At 70.5% G+C, this 18,246-nt stretch carries 16 protein-coding genes and 2 pseudogenes; 17 read left to right on the top strand and 1 reads right to left on the bottom strand.

What is annotated here, in order from left to right; translation table 11 throughout:
* The first annotated feature begins 18 nt into the window (after positions 1 to 18).
* From HBB12_RS30135 to HBB12_RS30055, 17 genes and pseudogenes are all read left to right on the top strand, one after another.
* Positions 19 to 951 carry a hypothetical protein gene (locus HBB12_RS30135; protein WP_236993360.1) on the top strand — a complete coding sequence of 311 codons (933 nt, stop codon included), beginning with the start codon at positions 19 to 21 and terminating at the stop codon, positions 949 to 951.
* 32 nt (positions 952 to 983) lie between these two features.
* The gene (locus HBB12_RS30130) at positions 984 to 2,021 is read left to right on the top strand and encodes a hypothetical protein (RefSeq protein WP_236993359.1); all 1,038 of its coding nucleotides are present in this window, start codon (positions 984 to 986) and stop codon (positions 2,019 to 2,021) included.
* A gap of 12 nt (positions 2,022 to 2,033) precedes the next feature.
* Positions 2,034 to 2,321 carry a hypothetical protein gene (locus tag HBB12_RS30125; protein WP_236993358.1) on the top strand — a complete coding sequence of 96 codons (288 nt, stop codon included), beginning with the start codon at positions 2,034 to 2,036 and terminating at the stop codon, positions 2,319 to 2,321.
* Between the two features lie 44 nt (positions 2,322 to 2,365).
* Positions 2,366 to 2,629 (top strand): hypothetical protein, encoded by a 264-nt coding sequence (locus HBB12_RS30120; RefSeq protein ID WP_236993357.1) that lies wholly within the window; start codon positions 2,366 to 2,368, stop codon positions 2,627 to 2,629.
* A 71-nt stretch (positions 2,630 to 2,700) separates the two neighbouring features.
* Positions 2,701 to 4,182, top strand: a complete 1,482-nt coding sequence (locus HBB12_RS30115) for a hypothetical protein (protein WP_236993356.1) — start codon at positions 2,701 to 2,703, stop codon at positions 4,180 to 4,182.
* A gap of 54 nt (positions 4,183 to 4,236) precedes the next feature.
* Positions 4,237 to 5,412 (top strand): hypothetical protein, encoded by a 1,176-nt coding sequence (locus tag HBB12_RS30110; protein ID WP_336886973.1) that lies wholly within the window; start codon positions 4,237 to 4,239, stop codon positions 5,410 to 5,412.
* Positions 5,396 to 6,259, top strand: coding sequence for a hypothetical protein (locus HBB12_RS30105; RefSeq protein WP_236993355.1), 864 nt, complete (start codon positions 5,396 to 5,398; stop codon positions 6,257 to 6,259). Before HBB12_RS30110 ends, HBB12_RS30105 begins: the two co-directional genes overlap by 17 nt.
* Positions 6,260 to 6,354: 95 nt before the next feature.
* Positions 6,355 to 6,594: pseudogene (locus HBB12_RS30100) on the top strand (IS3 family transposase); the annotation flags it as partial.
* A 473-nt stretch (positions 6,595 to 7,067) separates the two neighbouring features.
* A complete protein-coding gene (locus HBB12_RS30095) occupies positions 7,068 to 7,283 on the top strand; it encodes a hypothetical protein (RefSeq protein ID WP_236993354.1) in 216 nt (71 codons plus the stop codon).
* Between the two features lie 294 nt (positions 7,284 to 7,577).
* The gene (locus tag HBB12_RS30090) at positions 7,578 to 8,180 is read left to right on the top strand and encodes a TetR/AcrR family transcriptional regulator (protein WP_236993353.1); all 603 of its coding nucleotides are present in this window, start codon (positions 7,578 to 7,580) and stop codon (positions 8,178 to 8,180) included.
* Positions 8,181 to 8,183: 3 nt separating this feature from the next.
* Positions 8,184 to 9,992, top strand: coding sequence for an ABC transporter ATP-binding protein (locus HBB12_RS30085; protein WP_236993352.1), 1,809 nt, complete (start codon positions 8,184 to 8,186; stop codon positions 9,990 to 9,992).
* 57 nt (positions 9,993 to 10,049) lie between these two features.
* Entirely contained in the window at positions 10,050 to 10,721 is a 672-nt protein-coding gene (locus HBB12_RS30080; RefSeq protein ID WP_236993351.1) for a response regulator transcription factor, read from the top strand.
* Positions 10,721 to 12,052, top strand: coding sequence for a sensor histidine kinase (locus HBB12_RS30075; RefSeq protein WP_236993350.1), 1,332 nt, complete (start codon positions 10,721 to 10,723; stop codon positions 12,050 to 12,052). Before HBB12_RS30080 ends, HBB12_RS30075 begins: the two co-directional genes overlap by 1 nt.
* 96 nt (positions 12,053 to 12,148) lie before the next feature.
* Positions 12,149 to 12,433: a hypothetical protein gene (locus tag HBB12_RS30070; RefSeq protein WP_236993349.1), complete on the top strand. Its 285-nt coding sequence runs from the start codon at positions 12,149 to 12,151 to the stop codon at positions 12,431 to 12,433.
* 122 nt (positions 12,434 to 12,555) lie between these two features.
* Positions 12,556 to 13,005, top strand: a complete 450-nt coding sequence (locus HBB12_RS30065; protein ID WP_236993348.1) for a hypothetical protein — start codon at positions 12,556 to 12,558, stop codon at positions 13,003 to 13,005.
* A gap of 79 nt (positions 13,006 to 13,084) precedes the next feature.
* On the top strand, positions 13,085 to 14,200 hold the full coding sequence (locus tag HBB12_RS30060) for an efflux RND transporter periplasmic adaptor subunit (RefSeq protein ID WP_236993533.1): 1,116 nt from the start codon (positions 13,085 to 13,087) through the stop codon (positions 14,198 to 14,200).
* A 19-nt stretch (positions 14,201 to 14,219) separates the two neighbouring features.
* Positions 14,220 to 17,381 (top strand): multidrug efflux RND transporter permease subunit, encoded by a 3,162-nt coding sequence (locus HBB12_RS30055; RefSeq protein ID WP_236993347.1) that lies wholly within the window; start codon positions 14,220 to 14,222, stop codon positions 17,379 to 17,381.
* Here the strand turns inward: HBB12_RS30055 and HBB12_RS34340 are convergent.
* Positions 17,379 to 17,660: pseudogene (locus HBB12_RS34340) on the bottom strand (PAS domain-containing protein); the annotation flags it as partial. The gene HBB12_RS30055 and the pseudogene HBB12_RS34340 sit on opposite strands and share 3 nt — an antisense overlap.
* Positions 17,661 to 18,246 lie beyond the last annotated feature (586 nt).

Below are 18,246 nucleotides of genomic sequence, written 5' to 3'. Positions count from 1 at the left end.
GATCAGAAGGAGGACACGATGTTGCCCATCCGCGCCGCCCTCGCCGCTTTCTCCCTCGGCCTCCTCGTCGCAGGCCCGGCCCTCGCCCAGCCCAAGCCTACCGTGGTGGTGATGGGCGAGGATGCCGACGAGGATTCGGTGCCGCGCGGCAACCGCATCTTCCAGCGGGTGATCGCGGAACTCTCCGAGACGATGAACCTGCGCGGCTACAACGTCTACGACGAGACCGCGGTGGCGATGGGCTTCACGCAAGCGAACCGGGTGCGCCGGCGCGACGCCGAACTGATCGAGGTCGCCCGCGCGGTCTCGAGCCCGCCCCTCGACGTGGTCGCGGTGTTCCAGATCTACGCCTCGGCGTCGAAATCGACCTATTCGGACATCGTGCGGCCGGAGGTGCGCATCCCGGGCCGGCTCCTCAACGTGCGCACCGGCCAGTCCCTCGGCTCGTTCGAGGTCGCAGGCGTGCAGCTGCCGCCGCTGCCGCAAGGGTGCGACCGCGAATGCTTGCTCGAGCGGGTCGGCGCCGAGGCGAAAGTCATTGCCGGCGACGTTGCCGCGGCGCTCACCGCGAAGCTCGACGGGGTGTTGGCGCCCCGCCGCGGGGCCGATCCCGGCACGGCCTCCGTCTTGGGCGCCGTCGCGGCGCCGGTCGCCGGCGGCCCGACGGCTGAGGCCTGCGGCGGCCTGCCGACGGCCTACGTCGTTCGGCTCAACGGGTTCTCGGCCCAGGAGGTCCAGGCAGCCGAGGAGTACATGGCGGCGTTCCGCTGCTACGAGCACCACCGCCCCGTGCGGGCCGGGGCATCCGCCGCCGAGTACTGGTACGAGACCCGCTCCGACTCCGCCCGCCTCGGCCGCAACCTGCGCCTGATGCTCGAGCACATGAGCGCGCCCGGACAGGTACAGTTCTCCGGCAACACCTTCGTGCTCAGCCGCGTCGCGACGCGCTGAACGCCTCGCGCCGACCTTCTGGAGATTCCGCAATGGCATCCTTCCTGCCCCGCGTCGCCGGCCGGCCTGTTCTCGCCGCCGGCCGGCCCGTTCTCGCCGCCGGCCGGCCCGTTCTCGCCGCCGGCCGGCCCGTTCTCGCCGCCGGCCGGCTCTTGGCCGTCCTCGGTCTCCTCGCCTCGCCCGCCCTCGCCGCCGAGGCGGTGTTCCCGGCCGCCGGCTCGGTCGGCCTGGTGCCGCCGCCCGGCATGACGCCCTCGAAGGGCTTTGCCGGGTTCGAGCACCGCTCGGGCGCCTCGATCCTCATCACCGAGATGCCGGCCGAGGCCTACGGCCAGCTCGTGGAGCGGTTCACACCCGAGGCCCTGCGCGCGACGGGCTTCGAGGCGCGGGGTTCCGGCACCGCGCTCGGCGTCGCCGGCAGCGAGGGCCGGGTTCTGCGCGGCAGCCAGGCCGCCAACGGGCTCACCTACGCCAAGTGGGTCGCGGTGGTGCGCGGTGCCTCCGGTACCGGCCTCGTCACCGTACAGGTGCCGGAAGCCGCGCGGGGGCAGATGCCGGACGAGGCGGTCGAGGCCGCGCTCTCGACGATCGCGTTCCGGGCGCCCGGCAGCCTCGCCGACCAGATCGCGGCCCTGCCCTACACCGTCGGCGACCTCGCCGGCTTCCGCCCGGTGCGCGCAATGATGGGCAACGCCCTGATGCTCACCGACGGCCCGAAGGACATCGATCCCGACGGTGTGCAGCCGCTGGTCGTCGTCGCCCCCTCGATGGGGCGGGCCGCCGTGCCGGAAGGCCAGGAGGGCACCTTCGCCCGCAAGGCGCTCGCCACCTTCCGGGAGATCAAGGACGTTACGGTCACCGACGAGGACCGGGCGACCCGCGACGGCGCGGTGGTGCTGCGCCTGCGCGCCACCGGCTCGGACGCGAGGAGCGGCCGCCCGGTTGCCGTCACGCAGGTGATCCGGTTCGACGGGCCGACCTACCTGCGGGTGCTGGGCCTGGCCCCGGCGGACCGGCCCGAGGCGCTCGCCCGCGCCGAGCGCGTGGCCGCCTCGGTCGCGATGCGCTGAGGAGGTCGGCGCATGGCCTGTCGCGTCATCCTGCTTCCCGCCGCGCTCCTCGGTTTTGCCGCTGGGGCAAGCGTCGCACTGGCCGGTCCGGCCGCGGACGTCCCGCCGCTGGTGCGGGACTGGACCGCCCTCAACGCCGCCTGCCGGGGCGGGCGCGGCGACGATCCCGCCACGCTCGACGCCTGCACCCGGCGCGACGCCGTCCACCGGCGGCTCGAGGCGGCGGGCTGGTGCTACGGCCGGCGCGGCGATGCCGGATACCAGCGGGTCTGGCGCCCTTGCGCCGGGACCTCGCGATGAGTGCGGTGTCGCCGGGCGTCACCCGGCGCGGAAGGAACCGAGGCATGCTCCTCCTCGGCGTGCTGATCGTCTGGACCCCGTTCCTGCTGCTCGTCCTCTCCCTGGTCGTCACCCGCCTGACGGGGTGCACGGTCAACGAGGCTGGAGCGCAGCCTTGCCGGATCGCCGGCCTCGACATCGGTGGCCTGCTCTACACCCTGATGATGATGGGCTGGCTGGTGATCCCGCTCCTGCCCTTCATGGCGCTGACGCTGATCGGCGCGGCCGTCGCCGGCGTGCTGGCGCTGTTCGGGATCCGCTGGCCGTGAGGCGGGCTCAGTGTCCGACGGCGCCCGCCGACGGGCCGTCCCTCAATCGTCGTCCGAGCGCGGAGCGCACCATGACCGCCAAGATCGTCGTCATCCCCGTCGCCGCCGCCCTGATTCCGCTGCTGGCCGCAGCAGCGCCGGCCCAGGACGTCGGCACGGGCCTCCTCCAGGGGATGCAGCAGCAGTTCCGGACCCTCGACGCCCGGTCGGTCGGCGAGGTTGCCCGTTCGGAGAGCGGGGATGCCGGCCCTGCCCTGCCCTTCGCCTCGAACGCGGAGCTGCGGGCCGCCACGGTCACCCGCCACGTCCGAGAGCTGCGTGCCAGCAACCCGATCGCCGCGGCCGAGGTCGCCCGGGAGATGGCCCGGCACGATTACGACGCAATCTTCCGGAGCTTCCTCTCCGACACCGCCTTGCGGCCGGACGATGCCGGCGACGTGCTCACCGCCTTCGTCGTCCTGCAATGGATGGTCGCCAACGACACCAAGGCCGAGCCGAGTCCTGCCGCGCTCCGGGCGGTGCGGCGCCAGATGGTGGCGCCGATGGCCGACAAGCCGCCCTTGTCGCAGGCGGCTATCCGCGCCGCCTTCGCCGAGCAGGTGAAGCTCCGCACGGTCCTGCACCATGCCGGCTGGCAGGCGGCGCAGCGCCTCGGGATGGTGCCGAGCTTCGTCGCCGGCCTGTCGAAGGACTTCATCCCCCCGGCGAAGCTGCGGGCGGTCGCTCTCACGGATGACGGGCTCGTGGGCAAGGCCGGCCGGAAGGTTTCGGCGGACCGGGCCGCGGCGGGCGGCGCGTTGCCCGAGGCGCCCGTCGCCGCGATCGCGCCGACCGCCACCGGCAACGCTCCTCCCGTCGTCGTGACCGAGCCGCCGACGGAACCGCGCCATGCTGCGAACTGGGCCGCGGTCGAGGGCGTGTATTTCCGCTCGACGACCGGCGTCGGGGTCGGCGGCATGGTCGTCATCGAGTTCGAGCCGCTGATCCTGTTTCGCGACGGCAGCTACTACGAGATCGACGACAACGCCCTCGAGGACGTCGACCTCGCCGCAGAGCGTGCCACCAAGCCGCGCCGCTTCGGCCGCTGGACCCGCTCCGGCGACTCGTACGTCCTGACCGGCACGGGGGGTAAGCCGCAGGACTACAAGCTCCAGGACGGCTCGTTCTTCAAGGCCTACCCGGCGGAGGCCGGCGAGCGGACGATTGCCCGTTCCTACCGCCGCATGTCGGGCGGCGGCAACACGGCGATGGGCGGCGACGTGATGATCGCGGTCTCGAACCGCTACGACTTCCGCTCCGACGGCACCTACGGCCGCGGCGGCTCGACCGGTGCGACGAATTCGGGCGCGACCAGCGGCGTGAGTTCCGCGATGAGCCGCCGGCGCCCGCCGGAGGGTGGGCGCTACGGTCTCGACCGGCACACGCTCACCCTGACCGGCCCTGACGGGCGCAGCCGCCGCCTGTTCTTCGCCTACGGCTCGCAGAAGGATCCGCCGCAGCCGGACCGCGAGATGGCCTTCATTGGCGGCAGCGTGTTCACGAACCCGGATTGATGGCACAGGCCCCTCGGGATGCCGGGCAAAGCCCAGCATAGCATGGAGAATGCGATGGCGGGCTATTCCGTCGACGATGCGGAACACGATCTCCGGGCTGCGCTGGACAAGGCACCTTTTGGCGCCGTCCGAGGAAACTGGACGGTGACAACCATGCAAGCCGGCCATTCCAGCTTGAGCGGCAGCTACCACCGCCGCGATGGCTCGGTCGTCGCTTCGGACGAACCCCAGTTCGACATTTTCGAAGAGGTCGTCGAGCGACTCGGTACGAACGCCGCGACGCCGTTTAACGTCGTGAGCGTCCACTGGACCCGGGCGATGCTGCCTTGGCGACAGGGTCGGGTCACCGTCGAAACGGCCTTCGATGCCGCGCTGGTTCCGCGTGGTCCCGACGATCCGATCTACGCCGACGCGGCCGACGCGCGCCGCCGCTTCTGGAACTCGGTTGGAACCGTCGAACCGGGCTTTGCCGCCGAACGCGAGACGGCCAACATCCACGGACAGACCAAGTGGTTCCAGCCCCATCGCCGCGTCCTGAGAATCAAGGCCGGCGACGCGGTGCTGCTGGCGACCGACGGCCTCTCGACACCCTGGGCGGGCGTGACGACGCAGGAGAACGGGGTCGAATGCGAGGTCTTCATGCGGCTCGGCGGGGCCGGCAATCTTGTCGCTGCGGACGAGGCATCGGTCGCGCTCTGGTCCGACGTGCTGATCGGCGTCGGCGACCTCGTCGCGGACGGCTACCGGGTCTTGCGGGACGTCCAGACCAACGGCGCGATCCTGTTCTGCCGCCTCATCGAGGACTGCCGGCCGATGACGCGGATGGCTCTCCGCATGGACCTGCGCTCGATCGAGAGGCTGCCGTTCGGGCCGGTGAGCCTCATCGAGGCGACACCGCTTCGCGAGGACGAACTGCCCGGACTGGACGACGACCCATGGGGCACGGCCGCCGCACTCGGAGCGCTGGAGAAGCGCGCCGCGCCCAAGCAGCTCAGTTCGCCCATCATTCCTGCTTCAGGTCGGCTGATACGTCGATCACGAGAAGACGGTCCGATCCCTGGCCTGGCGCGAAGATCAAGCGGCGCTCGGTCGTCCCCGTCGGCGCCGACGAGTTCGAGCGTGTCGTCCGTGAAGCAGTATCACCCGTCCGTTGCGGGACGCTCACAGCGGGTTGCGCATGCCCTGATCGGCTCGCCGAAGCGTGGAGGCCTTCATGCCCTCGAAGCGTGAGCTTTGGGCGGGTATGGCGTTCTTTGCGCTTGCGGCGGGCGCACTCGTCCTCTTCCGGCGCCCGTTCGACGTCGCCGGCTGGGCAGGCGTTGCCGGCTGTGTCGCCTTCGTAGTCCTCGCCTGCTGCGGCCTCGTGAAGTCGGACCTCGGCGTTGTGAAACCGGGCGTGGGGGTCAGGCGACAGAAAATCGACGATCCCACGACACCCAAGCTGCCTCGACCGATCGGCGACGAGCCGGTCGAGGACGTCCCGATCGGCGATCCGTCACCAGACGAATTGCGCATCCTCGAAACCACGATCGCCGCGCTCGAGGCCGTCGGCGGCCTGGAGCACGGCGAGATCGATGCACGCTCGCTCTGGAGGGCGGCCCAGCGGCTCGATCCCGGCCGGGCCATCGGCATCGATGAGGCCGTCAGTTCGTTCGCGGCGCTTCACGACGATGGACATCCGCGCATCGGGCGTCTGATATTCGTTCCGGCTCACACCGATTACGACGCCCCCCTTCTCGCCGAGATCACAGCCTGCACGCTCGCCTCGCTCGGCCATGCCGTGCAGCCGCGCGACATCACGGTCACGCTGCCGCCGGAGGGCAATCAGGGAACGGCTCGGGTCGCCTTCCCGATCGAGGGCCGCACCCGGACGGTGAACTGCGAATATCTCTGGAAGTATCCGCCAGCCGATCTCATCCCGGCGCTCGGGCGCTTCGGAAGGCCGGAGGATCCGCGCGATCTCATCTGCGCCGATCCCGGAGACCAGACACTCCTCTATGCCGCCATCCGCTCCGGATCGTTGATGGAGCTGAACCATCGTCTCCCGGCGGCGGACGATCTCTTCCGCGAGGTCTGAGGTTTGGCAACGACAGCTGCCTCCTGCGAACTTCGGCTGCCCGGCAAGCGGACTTCAACGTGACGGCGGACGCCGAGGCAGGCCTCAAGTTGTAGGTCGGCAGTGTCGACGGCTACGACAACGCCTTGGCGAAGACGATCAACGGTCCGTTCGAGGCGGAGGTCATCCACCGACGCGGGTTGTGGCGCTCGGTCATAGCGGTCGAGTACGCCACCTTGGCGAGGGTCGACTGGTACAACCACCGTCGCCTGCTCGCGCCAATCGGCAACGTCCCTCTCGCTGAGGCCGAAGAGCGCTCCTATGCCGACGACGGCGATCAAGCCTTGTCCGCCTGACCGAAGACAAACAGCCTCCAAAAACCTGGAGCGGTTCAGGTTGGGAATTCGCCCCCGACTCGTTCAGCTTCGCGCCATTGGCGGAACTTCGACCGAAGTCCCTGGAATGGCCGCTTGGAGCCCAACAGCTGCCGTTGATGTGGATGGTTGGTCCGGCGGCCACGCCGTCATCCGGTACGGGCATATCGGCGACCCAATATCCGAGGAGGCCAGCCCGGCCGCCCTTCGTCGGCAGGACGAAGCCGGTGACGAGGGTAAGTCGCGTTCGCCGGAGAGGTCGCCTCGACGGCGCCCCGACATCTGCCACCGAGCCCCTGCCCGACCTGGCTTCATGGGAGCCTGAAACCGGACGGGGCGCCCTCCGAGCGAGGAGGCCATCCGTGGTCGGGGACGGTCCACTCGTCCGACATCCCGTAATGCTGCGGTAACCCAGCCCCCCTATCGAGCCGGCCTGCCACAACGGGAGGCGCCGAGTGGATACGGAACCAGAGAAGGCGGACGACATCTTCGAGAAAATGCTGAGGCAGGCGCTCACGAAGACCGCAACCTCGGTTCTGGACGAGGATCTCTACTGGGACGAGGACATCATCGCTCGCCTGATGAGCCACGAGATACGCGCGCGCCAGGAGGAATTGGGTTCCCAGACGCTGCAGGTCATCCAGTCGGGGAAACGCCTGCTCGGAAAATGACCGGAAAGCCTCCGGCCGCCGCCCGCAACACACGCGTCCCGCCAGTCGTCCTACGAGGAGCCGATGACGGAGCCGGGAACGGCTCTCCGATTGAAAGATACCGTACGGTATGTATGATACGCGAGCCGGAAACGTCGACCACCGCGGTACCAGGTGCACGATAGCGGGCCAAGGGACCCGCAGCGCCCGGTCGCGGTCACAAACGGCACCGAGCAACCGACCCTTGGCGGCACCGGAGATGGCGACGGCCCATCCTGACGACGCCGTACCTTCGACGTCGCGAGAACCAGGACCATGGCGACCGAAACGGGATACCGACGCAAGAAGCAGCCCGAGCTCGTCCGGCGCACGCTGCTCGACTGCGCCGCCAAGCTCGCCCTGGAGCAGGGCCTCGCCGCGGTGACCGTACAGGGGGTCTGCGAGGCCGCCGGCGTGACCAAGGGCGCCCTGTTCCATCATTTCGCGAGCAAGCAGGTGTTGGTCGAGGGCGTCGTCTCGGACCTCATCGAGCAGCTCGATGCCGACATCGAAGCGGCGATGGCCAGGGACGCCCACCCGCACGGTCGGTTCACGCGCGCCTATATCGACGTGACCCTGCACGACCCGATGATGACGGAGGGAGGCCAGTGGGCCGCCCTTCACATCTCCATCCTCGCCGAGCCGAGGCTGCGCCGACTGGTCTCGGACTGGTTCGCGGAGCGACTGCGCCGCCACCACGACACCGACGGAGGCCCGGAGCTCGAACTCGTCCGGCTCGCCGCCGACGGCGCATGGCTCGCCTATCTCGTGCGCGAGAAGCCGAGCGACCCGGTGCCCATGCTCGGCGAGCTGCGCGAACGCCTCGTCGCCATGACCCTGGCCGGACGGGCAACGACCTCGAACGACGGCAAACCCTGACCCATGAGACACGGTTCACCAAACGGGTTCGCATCGGACGATGCGGACGACACGACCTACGAGGACCTCGCCACCGCGCATGTGTCGATGGCGCGTATCCTCGGCCTTTTCCGGCCCTACGGGGGGCGGATCGCGCTCGTCCTGTTCCTGATCGCCCTGGCATCGGCCGCCGGGCTCGCCGCCCCGTTCCTGCTGCGGGCGATCATCGACGAGGCCCTGCCGAAGGGCGACATCGCGTTGCTGGCCACCCTCTCCGGCAGCCTGGTCGCCCTCGCGGCGGTCGGCGCCGGCATCGGCGTGCTGCAGGTCCTCGTCACCGCGAAGGTCGGGCAGGCGGTCATGCACGACCTCCGGGTGGCGGTGTACGCCCACCTCCAGTCGCTCTCGCTGCGGTTCTTCACGGCGACCCGCGCCGGCGACATCCAGTCCCGCATCGCCAACGACATCGGTGCCCTGCAGGCACTGGTGACCCACACGGCCGGCGAGGCGACCCGGAACGCCAGCACGGTCGCCATGACGGCCGTCGCGATGCTGCTCCTGGATTGGCGGCTCGCCCTGCTGTCGTTCCTCGTCCTGCCGCTCGCGACCTGGATCAGCGACCGGGTCGGGCGGAAGCGCGAGGCGCTCACCTACGAGCAGCAGGGACGGATCGCTGAGATGTCGTCGGCGGTACAGGAATCCCTGTCCCTGTCCGGCATCGTCCTCGCCCGCACCATGGGGCGGACCGCGCATCTGACGCAGCTTTTCGCGCGGTCGTCGCGCGAGGTCGCGACGCTGGAGGTCCGGTCCCACACGGCGGGCCAGTGGCAATGGTCGGTCATCGACCTGGTTCTCCAGGCCATGCCGGCCCTGACCCTGCTCCTCGGCGGCTGGCTGATGGCCTCGGGCACCGCCATGACCGTCGGCACGCTCGTCGCCATGATCGCCCTGCAGGAGCAGCTCCTGTTCCCGCTCGAGGAGGTGCTGCGCTCCGGCGTCGAGGTCAGGAAGACCCGGGCCCTGTTCGCCCGCATCTTCGAATACCTCGACGAGCCCGTCGGGATCACCGAACGGCCCGATCCCGTCACGCTCGACCCGGCCACGGTCGCGGGCCACGTCCGGCTGGAGCGCGTGGGGTTTTCCTACGACCGGGCAGGACCGGCCACCATCCGCGGCGTCACCATCGACATCCCGGCGGGGTCGCACACCGCCATCGTGGGCGCCACCGGATCGGGCAAGTCCACGCTCGGCTACCTGCTCGCCCGCCTCTACGACGTGGATGCCGGCGCGGTGCTCTACGACGGCGTCGACGTGCGCGACCTGAGCCGGCGGTCGCTCACCGACATCCTGGGGGTGGTGACGCAGGACCCCTACCTGCTCCATGCCAGCGTCGCGGAGAACCTGCGCTTCGCCCGGCCCGACGCCAGCGACGAGGACCTGTACGCAGCCGCCCGGACCGCGCAGGTGCACGACCTCATCGCGGCGTTGCCCGACGGATACGACACCGTGGTCGGCGAGCGGGGACACCGCTTCTCCGGCGGCGAGAAGCAGCGCCTGTCCCTCGCCCGCACCCTCCTGCGCGATCCGCGGGTCCTGCTGCTCGACGAGGCGACGAGCGCGCTCGACACCGCGACGGAGCTGGCGATGACCCGTGCCCTCGACCGGCCCGGCAGGAGCCGCACGACCATCACCATCGCGCACCGGCTCTCGACCGTGCGCCGGGCGGACCAGATCGTCGTGCTCGACCGGGGGGCGGTGGTCGAGCACGGGACGCACGACGACCTGCTGGACCGCAGCGGCGCCTATGCCCGTCTCGTCCGCAAGGCGGCTTGACGACCCGCTTACGCCGGCCCCGTCCTGCCGCCATCGTTCCCTGGAGGTCGAACCGTCTTGCGCGTCCTGGTCGTAGAGGATGACCCACAGCTGAGCGCGTGGCTCAAGACCACGCTCTCGGACGCCCTCGGGCACGCCGACGTCGTCGACAACCTCGACGAGGCGCTGGCCGCCGTCAGCGTCCAGCCGTTCGACCTCGTCGTGCTGGACCGCCGGCTGCCGGACGGCGACGGCATCACCCTGATCTCGCGCCTGGCGCAGCTCAGGCCACGGCCGGGGGTGCTGATGCTGACCGCGTTCGACGATCCGGTCGAGATCGCGCGGGCGCTCGACGCAGGGGCCGACGACTACGTGCCGAAGCCGTTCGAGCCGGTGGAGCTCGTCGCCCGCGCCAGGGCCGTGATCCGCCGGCTCCAGGTCGACAGGACGGGCGTGCTGAGGGTCGGCAACCTGTCCTTCGACACGGCCGCACGCTCGGTCAGCATCGACGGTCGCCCCATTCCGGTCCCGCGCCGGGAACTCGCGTTGCTCGAAGCCCTCATCCGCCGGGCCGGGCAGGTCGCCATGCGGGAGACGCTCGAAGCCGCGGCCTACGGCTTCGACGACGAGATCCAGTCCAATGCCCTCGACGCCCATATCTCGCGCCTGCGCAAGCGGCTGCGGGACGCCGACTGCTCCGTGGCGATCAAGCCGCTCCGGGGCCTGGGCTACATGATGGACGCCGGTTGATGCCACGCGGGCAGCCCTCCATCGCCCGGCTCGCCGCCGTCCTGCTCAGCCTGGTCGTCGCCGTCACCATCCTGTGCACCTGGACGCTGGTCATCGCCCTGCAGGGCGACGATGGCCTCCTCGCGCAGTACGACGCGGCGAGGGCGATCAAGGGGGCTCTTTCGCGCGACGGGGATGGGGCGCCGGTCGTGTCGTCGACGGGCGACCTCGACGGGATCAAGCGCTCCTTCCCCGGCCTCTGGTACGTGGTGACGACGAAGGGAGGGAATGTGTATTACGGCGCCGTGCCCGCATCGGTCCGGGACGGCGACATGGCGGCTCCCGACGCGTCGGCCTTCTTGGACAGCGGCGACGCCCTGCGCCTGACCAACGCGACCGTGGTGACGCGGCTCGGGGGGGAATTCGTACGGATTCAGGTCGGCGGCGCCGCCTACACCCCGGCTCAGGCCGCCCTAAGCAGCCTGCGCGACGTGAACTACACGGCAATCCCCATCCTCGCCGTGGTCGTCGCGACCATCCTGGTCGCGCTCATCACCGTCCCCGCCCTGATCGCCCGACCCGTGCGCCGGGTCTCGCACTCGGCGGAGCGCATCGACGGTGGGTCGGACGGTATTCGCCTGCCTCTGGAGGAGGCGCCGCGGGAACTCGTCCCGATGGTGGCCGCCTTCAACCGCGCCCTGGAGCGCATCGACGTGGCCTCGGCCGCGCAGCGCCGGTTCCTGTCGAACGCGGCCCACGAGCTCCGGACCCCGCTGACCCGGGTCCGGACCGGCCTGGAGCGGGTCGAGGACGCTCACCTGCGTCGGTCGCTGGTGGCGGACATCCAGTCGCTGTCGTCGACCGTCACGATGCTGCTCCAGATCGCGCGGCTGTCCTCGGACAGTCCGGAGATGCGCAGGTTCGACCTCGTGGCGGCGGTTCGCGCCACGACCGCGGAGCATGTCCCGGCGGCGCTTGCCGCCGGGGTAGACGTCGCGTTCTTCGGGGAATGCGACGCGGTCCTCGTCATCGGTTCGGAGACCGCCGCACGCATCGCCGCCGGCAACCTCCTGCGCAACGCCCTCCAGCACGCCCGCTCCGGTAAGTCCGTCCTGGTCGAGGTCCGTTCCCCCGGGACCGTTCGCGTGATCGACCACGGCGACGGGGTCCGGGACGGAGCCCCGGCGGAGATGCTTCAGCCGTTCGCGCGAGGGCAGGCGAGCGACGGCACGGGGCTCGGGCTCGCCCTGGTCGCGCAGGTCATGGCCATGCATGGGGGAAGCGTCGCGATGGACGAGACCCCCGGCGGCGGCTTGACGGTTTCCCTCATGTTCCCGGGCGCGGCGGCCTGACCCACGCCTGCGTCCGACCCCGCCGGGCGTAATGTTGCGGCAACCTCGGCCGCTAGGATCGGCCCGGTCTCCCCTCCTGGGAGCCGAGGTGACCCCATGCGCAACAAAGCCCTGGTCCTTGCGGCCGCACTCGCCGCGTTCTCGTCCGCCGTCCCGGAAGCCCAGGCCCGCGGGCGGTCCGGGGCATTCGCCGCCGGCCTCGCCGGGGGGGTCGCCCTGGGGGCGCTCGCCGCGTCCTCGGCACGGGCGCAGCCGGTCTACGACGACGGCTACGCGTACGGGCCGCCCGAGTATTACCGCGTCTATCGCCGCCGGTTCGTCATGCGCGAGTACGAGCCCCCGTTCGAGCCGCTCGGCTTCCACGACGACTGGGACGACTGAGGGATCCGGTCCTCCACCCGGCCCCACGGCACGGGTTCGCGAAGACACGGGGCCGCCGTCGCCGACGGCCGCCCGATAAATCGGGCGTCCGGGGCTCGGCCCTTGCCCAACGGGATTTCGAGATGCGGTTTTCGAGTTCGAGCGCCCGCTCGATCATGACATGGTGCCTCGCCGCGGTGATGGGGTTGGAGGCGTCCATCGCGACGGCGGCGACGACGGCTCCCATGATACCGGGTGTGCCGCAGATGCGCGCCGACGACGGTCCGCTGGCGGCATTGGGGCGCTCCTGGTCGGAGGTGGTCGCGTCGCTCGGCCAGGCCATGTCCGGAGCGCCCTCGTTCGGGCCGGTCCTCGTGTTCTCGAAGGCCCGTTGCCCGAGCGTGGACGACGGGGAGTCCCTGGATTGCGGGCTGGCCGCCGACTGGATCTGCCGGGAGGCCGGTCGCACGACGGGCATCTCCTTCGACCAGACGACCTCGCGGACGTGCCGGGGCAGCGTCGCCTCGCAGACAGGCGAGCCGTCGCTCTCCTGCAAGCCGTCGGCCTGGATAAGCCATGCCCTGTGCTGGTGATGCGCCCGTGATGACACGCCCGATCCCACCATTCCTGCGCGTGCGGCGTCGTCGCCCGCATCCCGTCGCGGCGACGGTTATGGCCGGCCTGGTCGTCCTCACCCTGGGCGGATGCGAACGGGGCGCCGACGGCAAGGCCGCGCCGGGAGCGGACGCGGGGCCGCCGACGGTCTCGACGGTCGTCGTCGAGACGGCGACGGTCCCGCGTACCCTCGACCTGCCGGGACGCCTTGCCTCGACGCGGGTCGCGGAGGTCAGGGCGCAAGTCGCCGGCATCATCCGTGAGCGCGCCTTCGAGGAAGGCAGCCTGGTGCGGAAGGGTGACGTCCTGTTCCGCATCGATGCCGCGGTCTACCGGGCCGAGGTCGATGCCAAGGCCGCCGCCCTCGCCCGCGCCGAGGCGACCAAGGTCCAGGCGCAACGCCAGTCGGAGCGCACCGACACGCTGCTGGAGCGGCAGGCTGCCAGCGCCGCCCAGCAGGACATCGCGGTTGCCGCCCTGCGCCAGGCCGAGGCCGATGTCGCGAGCGCCAGGGCGCAACTCGCCCGAGCCCGGATCGACCTCGACTACGCCACCGTGCGCGCGCCCATCGCCGGCCGCATCGGCCGGGCGCTCGTCACCGAGGGGGCCCTCGTGAGCCAGGGCGAGGCGACCAAGCTCGCGCTGATCCAGCAGGTCGACCCGATCTTCGCCGACTTCAACGCCCCCGCCGACGACCTCGGCCGGCTCGGATCGGAGGAGGAAACGGAAGTGCATCTTGTCCTGCCGGACGGCTCGCTCCACGCCGACGCCGGGCGGTTGCTGTTCACCGACGTCAGCGTCGATCCCGGCACCGGACAGGTGTCGATGCGGGCGACCTTCCCCAACCCGAGGGTCGCCCTGCTGCCCGGCGCCTTCGTCCGCGTCCGCGTCGCGCGGGGGACCTTGCCGGGCGCGGTTGTCGTCCCCGCCCAGGCCGTCCAGCGTTCCAGCGCCGGCGTCGCCCAGGTCTACGTCGTCGGCGACGACATGAAGGCCGCCCTGCGCCCGGTGCGGGCGGGGGCGCTGACGGATGCGGGTTGGATCGTCGAGGACGGCCTTAAGGCCGGCGAGACCGTGGTGGTCGAGGGCTTCCAGAGGCTGCAGCCCGGCATCGCGGTGAACCCGTCCCGTTGGCAGGCGCCTCGGACGGCCTCCGCCTCCGCGAAGCCCTAAGCGCCAGGATCACGCCGCCATGACCCGCTTCTTCATCGCGCGCCCGATCTTCGCCTGGGCGATCTCCATCTTCGTCATGATGGTGGGGGCGATCTCCATCGCCTACCTGCCGGTCTCGCAATACCCGGACGTGGCCCCGGTCACGATCCAGGTCACGGCGACCTATCCGGGCGCCCCACCCGAGCGGCTCTACGACGGCGTCACCCGCATCATTGAGGAGGAGCTCAATGGCATCCCGGGGCTGATGTACTTCGAGAGCACCAGCGACACCTCCGGAATGGCCCAGATCACGGCCTCGTTCGCGCCGGGCTCGGACCCGTCGAAGGCGACGGTCGCGGTCCAGAACCGGATCAAGCGCATCGAGGCGCGCCTTCCGCGCGCCGTGACCCAGCAGGGCGTCACGGTCGAGGAGGCGAGCACCAGCTTCCTCCAGTTCGTCACCGTCTCCTCGAAGGACGGCACCTTGAGCGAGACCGACCTCGGCGACCTCGCCGCACGCCGTCTGCTGGGCGAACTCAGGCGCGTGCCGGGGGTGGGCCGCGCCACCCTGTTCTCTTCGGAGAAGGCGCTGCGCATCTGGATCGACCCGGTCAAGCTCGTCGGCCTCGGCATGACGCCAGGCGACGTGACGGCCGCCGTCGGCGCGCAGAACGCGCAGGTCGCCTCGGGCGTCGTCGGCGCCCAACCGGCGCGGGAAGGTCAGCGCATCGCCGCCAACGTGCTGGTGAAGGGCCAACTCACCACCGTCTCCGAGTTCGGGGAGATCGTGCTGCGCGCGAACCCGGACGGCTCGCTGGTGCGCCTGCGCGACGTCGCCGAGATCGAGCTCGGCAGCCAATCCTACGTGATGCAGACCCGCCTCGACGGTCGCCCCGCCGCCGGCATCGGCATCCAGCTCGCGCCCGGCGCCAACGCGCTCGCCGCCGCGAGCGGAGTGAAGGCGAAGCTCGCCCAGCTCCAGCGCACGCTGCCGGCCAATGTCAGCGTCACCGTGCCCTACGACACCACGCCCTTCGTCGAGGTCTCGATCAGGAAGGTGCTGACGACGCTCGCCGAGGCGATGGCGCTCGTCTTCGCGGTGATGTTCCTGTTCCTCCAGAACGTCCGCTACACCCTGATTCCGACCATCGTCGTGCCGGTGGCCCTGCTCGGCACCTGCGGCGCGCTCCTGCTCGCCGGCTTCTCGATCAACGTGCTGACCATGTTCGGCATGGTGCTGGCCATCGGCATCCTCGTCGACGACGCCATCGTGGTGGTCGAGAACGTCGAGCGCATCATGGGCGAGGAGGGGCTCCCCCCGCGGGAAGCGACCGCCAAGGCCATGGGCCAGATCACCGGCGCTATCGTGGGCATCACCGCGGTGCTGGTCGCGGTGTTCGTGCCGCTCGCCTTCTTCCCGGGCTCGGTCGGGGTGATCTACCGCCAGTTCGCCGTCAGCATGGCGACCTCCATCACCTTCTCGGCCTTCCTGGCGCTGTCGCTCACGCCCGCCCTCTGCGCCACCCTGCTGAAGCCCGTCGAGGCCGGTCACGCCAAGGGCGGGTTCTTCGGCTGGTTCAACCGCCGCTTCCGCGCCGGCACGCTGGCCTACCGGTCCGGCGTCGCGGGACTGCTGCGCCGGCCGGTGCGGGCGCTCCTCGTCTACGCCCTGCTCGTCGCCGCGCTCGGCTGGGGCTACCTGCGGATGCCGGGAAGCTTCCTGCCCGTCGAGGACCAAGGCTACCTCATGGTCGATGCCCAGACCCCGCCGGAATCGGCGACCGAGCGCACGCTCGATGTGGCCAAGCGCATCGAGGAGCATTTCGCGCGTGAGCCCGGTGTCGACAGCCAGACCCTGCTGCTCGGGTTCGGTTTCTCCGGCCAGGGCCAGAACGCGGCGCTCAACTTCGTCGGGCTGAAGCCCTGGAGCGAGCGCGGGCCGAACGATGGCGCCGACGCCATCGCCGCCCGGGCCAACGCGGCGCTCGGGGGGATGCCGGACGCCATCGCCATGTCGCTGTCGCCGCCGGCCATCGACTCGCTCGGGAACTCCAGCGGCTTCGCCTTCCGCCTCCAGGACAAGGGCCAGCAGGGCCATGCGGCGCTGGCCGCCGCCCGTGACCAGTTGCTCAAGGCCGCGAGCCAGAGCCCGGTCCTCGCCGGCGTCTACGTCGAGGGCCTGCCGACCGCGCCGCAGATCGAGCTCGTCCTCGACCGGCAGAAGGCCAACGCGCTCGGCGTCACCTTCGCCGACATCAACGACGCGCTCTCGACGAGCCTCGGCTCGGCCTACGTCAACGACTTCCCGAACCAGGCGCGGATGCAGCGGGTCGTCGTCCAGGCCGAGGCGTCCCGGCGGATGCGGGCCGAGGACCTGCTCGATCTCAACGTCCGCAACGCCAAGGGACAGATGGTCCCGCTGCAATCCTTCGCCCGCGTCTCGTGGGCGATGGGCCCGTCGCAGGTCGTCGGCTTCAACGGCTATCCGAGCATCAAGATCTCCGGCAGCGCGGCGCCCGGCTACGCCAGCGGCGACGCCATGGCGGAGATGGAGCGGCTGGCCGGGCAATTGCCGCCGGGCTTCGACTTCGCCTGGACCGGGCAGTCTCTGCAGGAGAAGCTGTCGGGCTCCCAGGCCGTCTACCTGCTCGCGCTGGCGCTGTTCTGCGTCTTCCTCTGCCTCGCCGCGCTCTACGAGAGCTGGTCGATCCCGCTCGCCGTGCTGCTCGTGGTGCCGACCGGCGTGGTCGGCGCCGTCTTCGCCATGCTGCTGCGGGACATGCCGAACGACGTCTACTTCAAGGTCGGCCTGATCACGGTGATCGGCTTGACGGCGAAGAACGCCATCCTGATCATCGAGGTGGCCAAGGATCTCGTTGCGCAGGGCCGGTCCCTGCACGAGGCGGCGCTGGAGGCGTGCGAGCTGCGCTTCCGGCCCATCGTCATGACCTCGTTCGCCTTCATCCTCGGCGTGGTGCCGCTCGCCGTCGCGACGGGGGCCAGCATGAACAGCCAGCGGGCCATCGGCACCGGCGTGCTCGGCGGAATGGTCACCGCGACGGTGCTCGCCGTCTTCGTCACGCCGCTCCTGTACGTCCTGATCGCGAAGGCATTTGGGTCACACAAGCAGCGCAGCGGTGGGAACGGCGAGGCGGTGCGACCGGTCGCGGCCCTGCAGGCGGGGTCGCCCCGGTTGGGGTGATGGTCAGCAGGTTGTTGGAGCTGTGCGCCACTCCGCCGGTCAGCTGGCCGACCGCTTCCATCTTCTGCGACTGCCGTAAGGCCTCTGGGTGCTCGCGAGCTCGGCCTCGGCGCATAGGCGGGCCGAGATGTCGTTAGCGTAGTGGAACGCCTCGACGACGCGTCCGTCCTCGCCTCGCAGCGGCGAGTACGACACCTCCCAGCAGGGCTTGGCCCTGTCCAGGTTGCCGAACTCTTCGGTGAGGGTGAAGACCTCGCCGGTCGGGGCGCGGGCCATGAGCGCCCGCATGACGGTCGCCCGGGGTCCGCTTCTCCACTCGAAGCAGATGTCTCATCTGGTCAGCCGCTAGTTCTGCAAAGGCTCGGTAGTTCGCATACCGTTTGTTCGGCTGTGCGCCAGTTGCGGACGTAAGCGCTCGGTGACGCTCCGAAAAACCCGGAGCGGTTCAGTTGCGTCGTAGGACTTCGGAGCGCCGGCTTCCCGTTCGCGAAGATGATCGCATGAGCTTGGCGGAGCGCATGCTGCTGAAGGGCGTCCCCTACGGGCCGCGCCCTACTCGCCGCCTGCGGCGGCTCCCCGAACCCGCTGCGCGGTTTCGGCCCTGTGGGTGACGGTCGACTGACGCGGTGCGCGGTGACCTGTGGCCGAAATCACTTGGTGGGCCATCCGCCCGAACCGGCCTCAAGGCCGCAAGGTCCTTGACCCCGGCCCGGTCGCCTGGCGCTGGGCTGCCGACGGCTTCGACGCCTTGGAGGGCGTCTACACCGCCTCTCCGGGTCCTGCTCGCCCTCGCGTAAGGGAGGCGTATGGAACCAGCCATGCTGAATCCGCCACCAGCAATCGCAGCTGACCCAACTCGGTCATT

The organism is Methylobacterium sp. SyP6R, from assembly GCF_019216885.1.
Lineage (GTDB): Bacteria > Pseudomonadota > Alphaproteobacteria > Rhizobiales > Beijerinckiaceae > Methylobacterium.
The sequence above is the reverse complement of the archived record's forward strand: the minus strand, read 5'-3'. Positions and strand labels throughout refer to the sequence as shown.

Bases quoted from the DNA above. Each gene is read 5' to 3' on its own strand.
- HBB12_RS30090 (WP_236993353.1), top strand. From the start codon at position 7,578: ATGGCGACCGAAACGGGATACCGACGCAAGAAGCAGCCCGAGCTCGTC.
- HBB12_RS30070 (WP_236993349.1), top strand. From the start codon at position 12,149: ATGCGCAACAAAGCCCTGGTCCTTGCGGCCGCACTCGCCGCGTTCTCG.
- HBB12_RS30130 (WP_236993359.1), top strand. From the start codon at position 984: ATGGCATCCTTCCTGCCCCGCGTCGCCGGCCGGCCTGTTCTCGCCGCC.
- HBB12_RS30065 (WP_236993348.1), top strand. From the start codon at position 12,556: ATGCGGTTTTCGAGTTCGAGCGCCCGCTCGATCATGACATGGTGCCTC.
- HBB12_RS30105 (WP_236993355.1), top strand. From the start codon at position 5,396: ATGCCCTCGAAGCGTGAGCTTTGGGCGGGTATGGCGTTCTTTGCGCTT.
- HBB12_RS30125 (WP_236993358.1), top strand. From the start codon at position 2,034: ATGGCCTGTCGCGTCATCCTGCTTCCCGCCGCGCTCCTCGGTTTTGCC.
- HBB12_RS30085 (WP_236993352.1), top strand. From the start codon at position 8,184: ATGAGACACGGTTCACCAAACGGGTTCGCATCGGACGATGCGGACGAC.
- HBB12_RS30055 (WP_236993347.1), top strand. From the start codon at position 14,220: ATGACCCGCTTCTTCATCGCGCGCCCGATCTTCGCCTGGGCGATCTCC.
- HBB12_RS30115 (WP_236993356.1), top strand. From the start codon at position 2,701: ATGACCGCCAAGATCGTCGTCATCCCCGTCGCCGCCGCCCTGATTCCG.
- HBB12_RS30060 (WP_236993533.1), top strand. From the start codon at position 13,085: ATGGCCGGCCTGGTCGTCCTCACCCTGGGCGGATGCGAACGGGGCGCC.
- HBB12_RS30135 (WP_236993360.1), top strand. From the start codon at position 19: ATGTTGCCCATCCGCGCCGCCCTCGCCGCTTTCTCCCTCGGCCTCCTC.
- HBB12_RS30120 (WP_236993357.1), top strand. From the start codon at position 2,366: ATGCTCCTCCTCGGCGTGCTGATCGTCTGGACCCCGTTCCTGCTGCTC.
- HBB12_RS30110 (WP_336886973.1), top strand. From the start codon at position 4,237: ATGGCGGGCTATTCCGTCGACGATGCGGAACACGATCTCCGGGCTGCG.
- HBB12_RS30075 (WP_236993350.1), top strand. From the start codon at position 10,721: ATGCCACGCGGGCAGCCCTCCATCGCCCGGCTCGCCGCCGTCCTGCTC.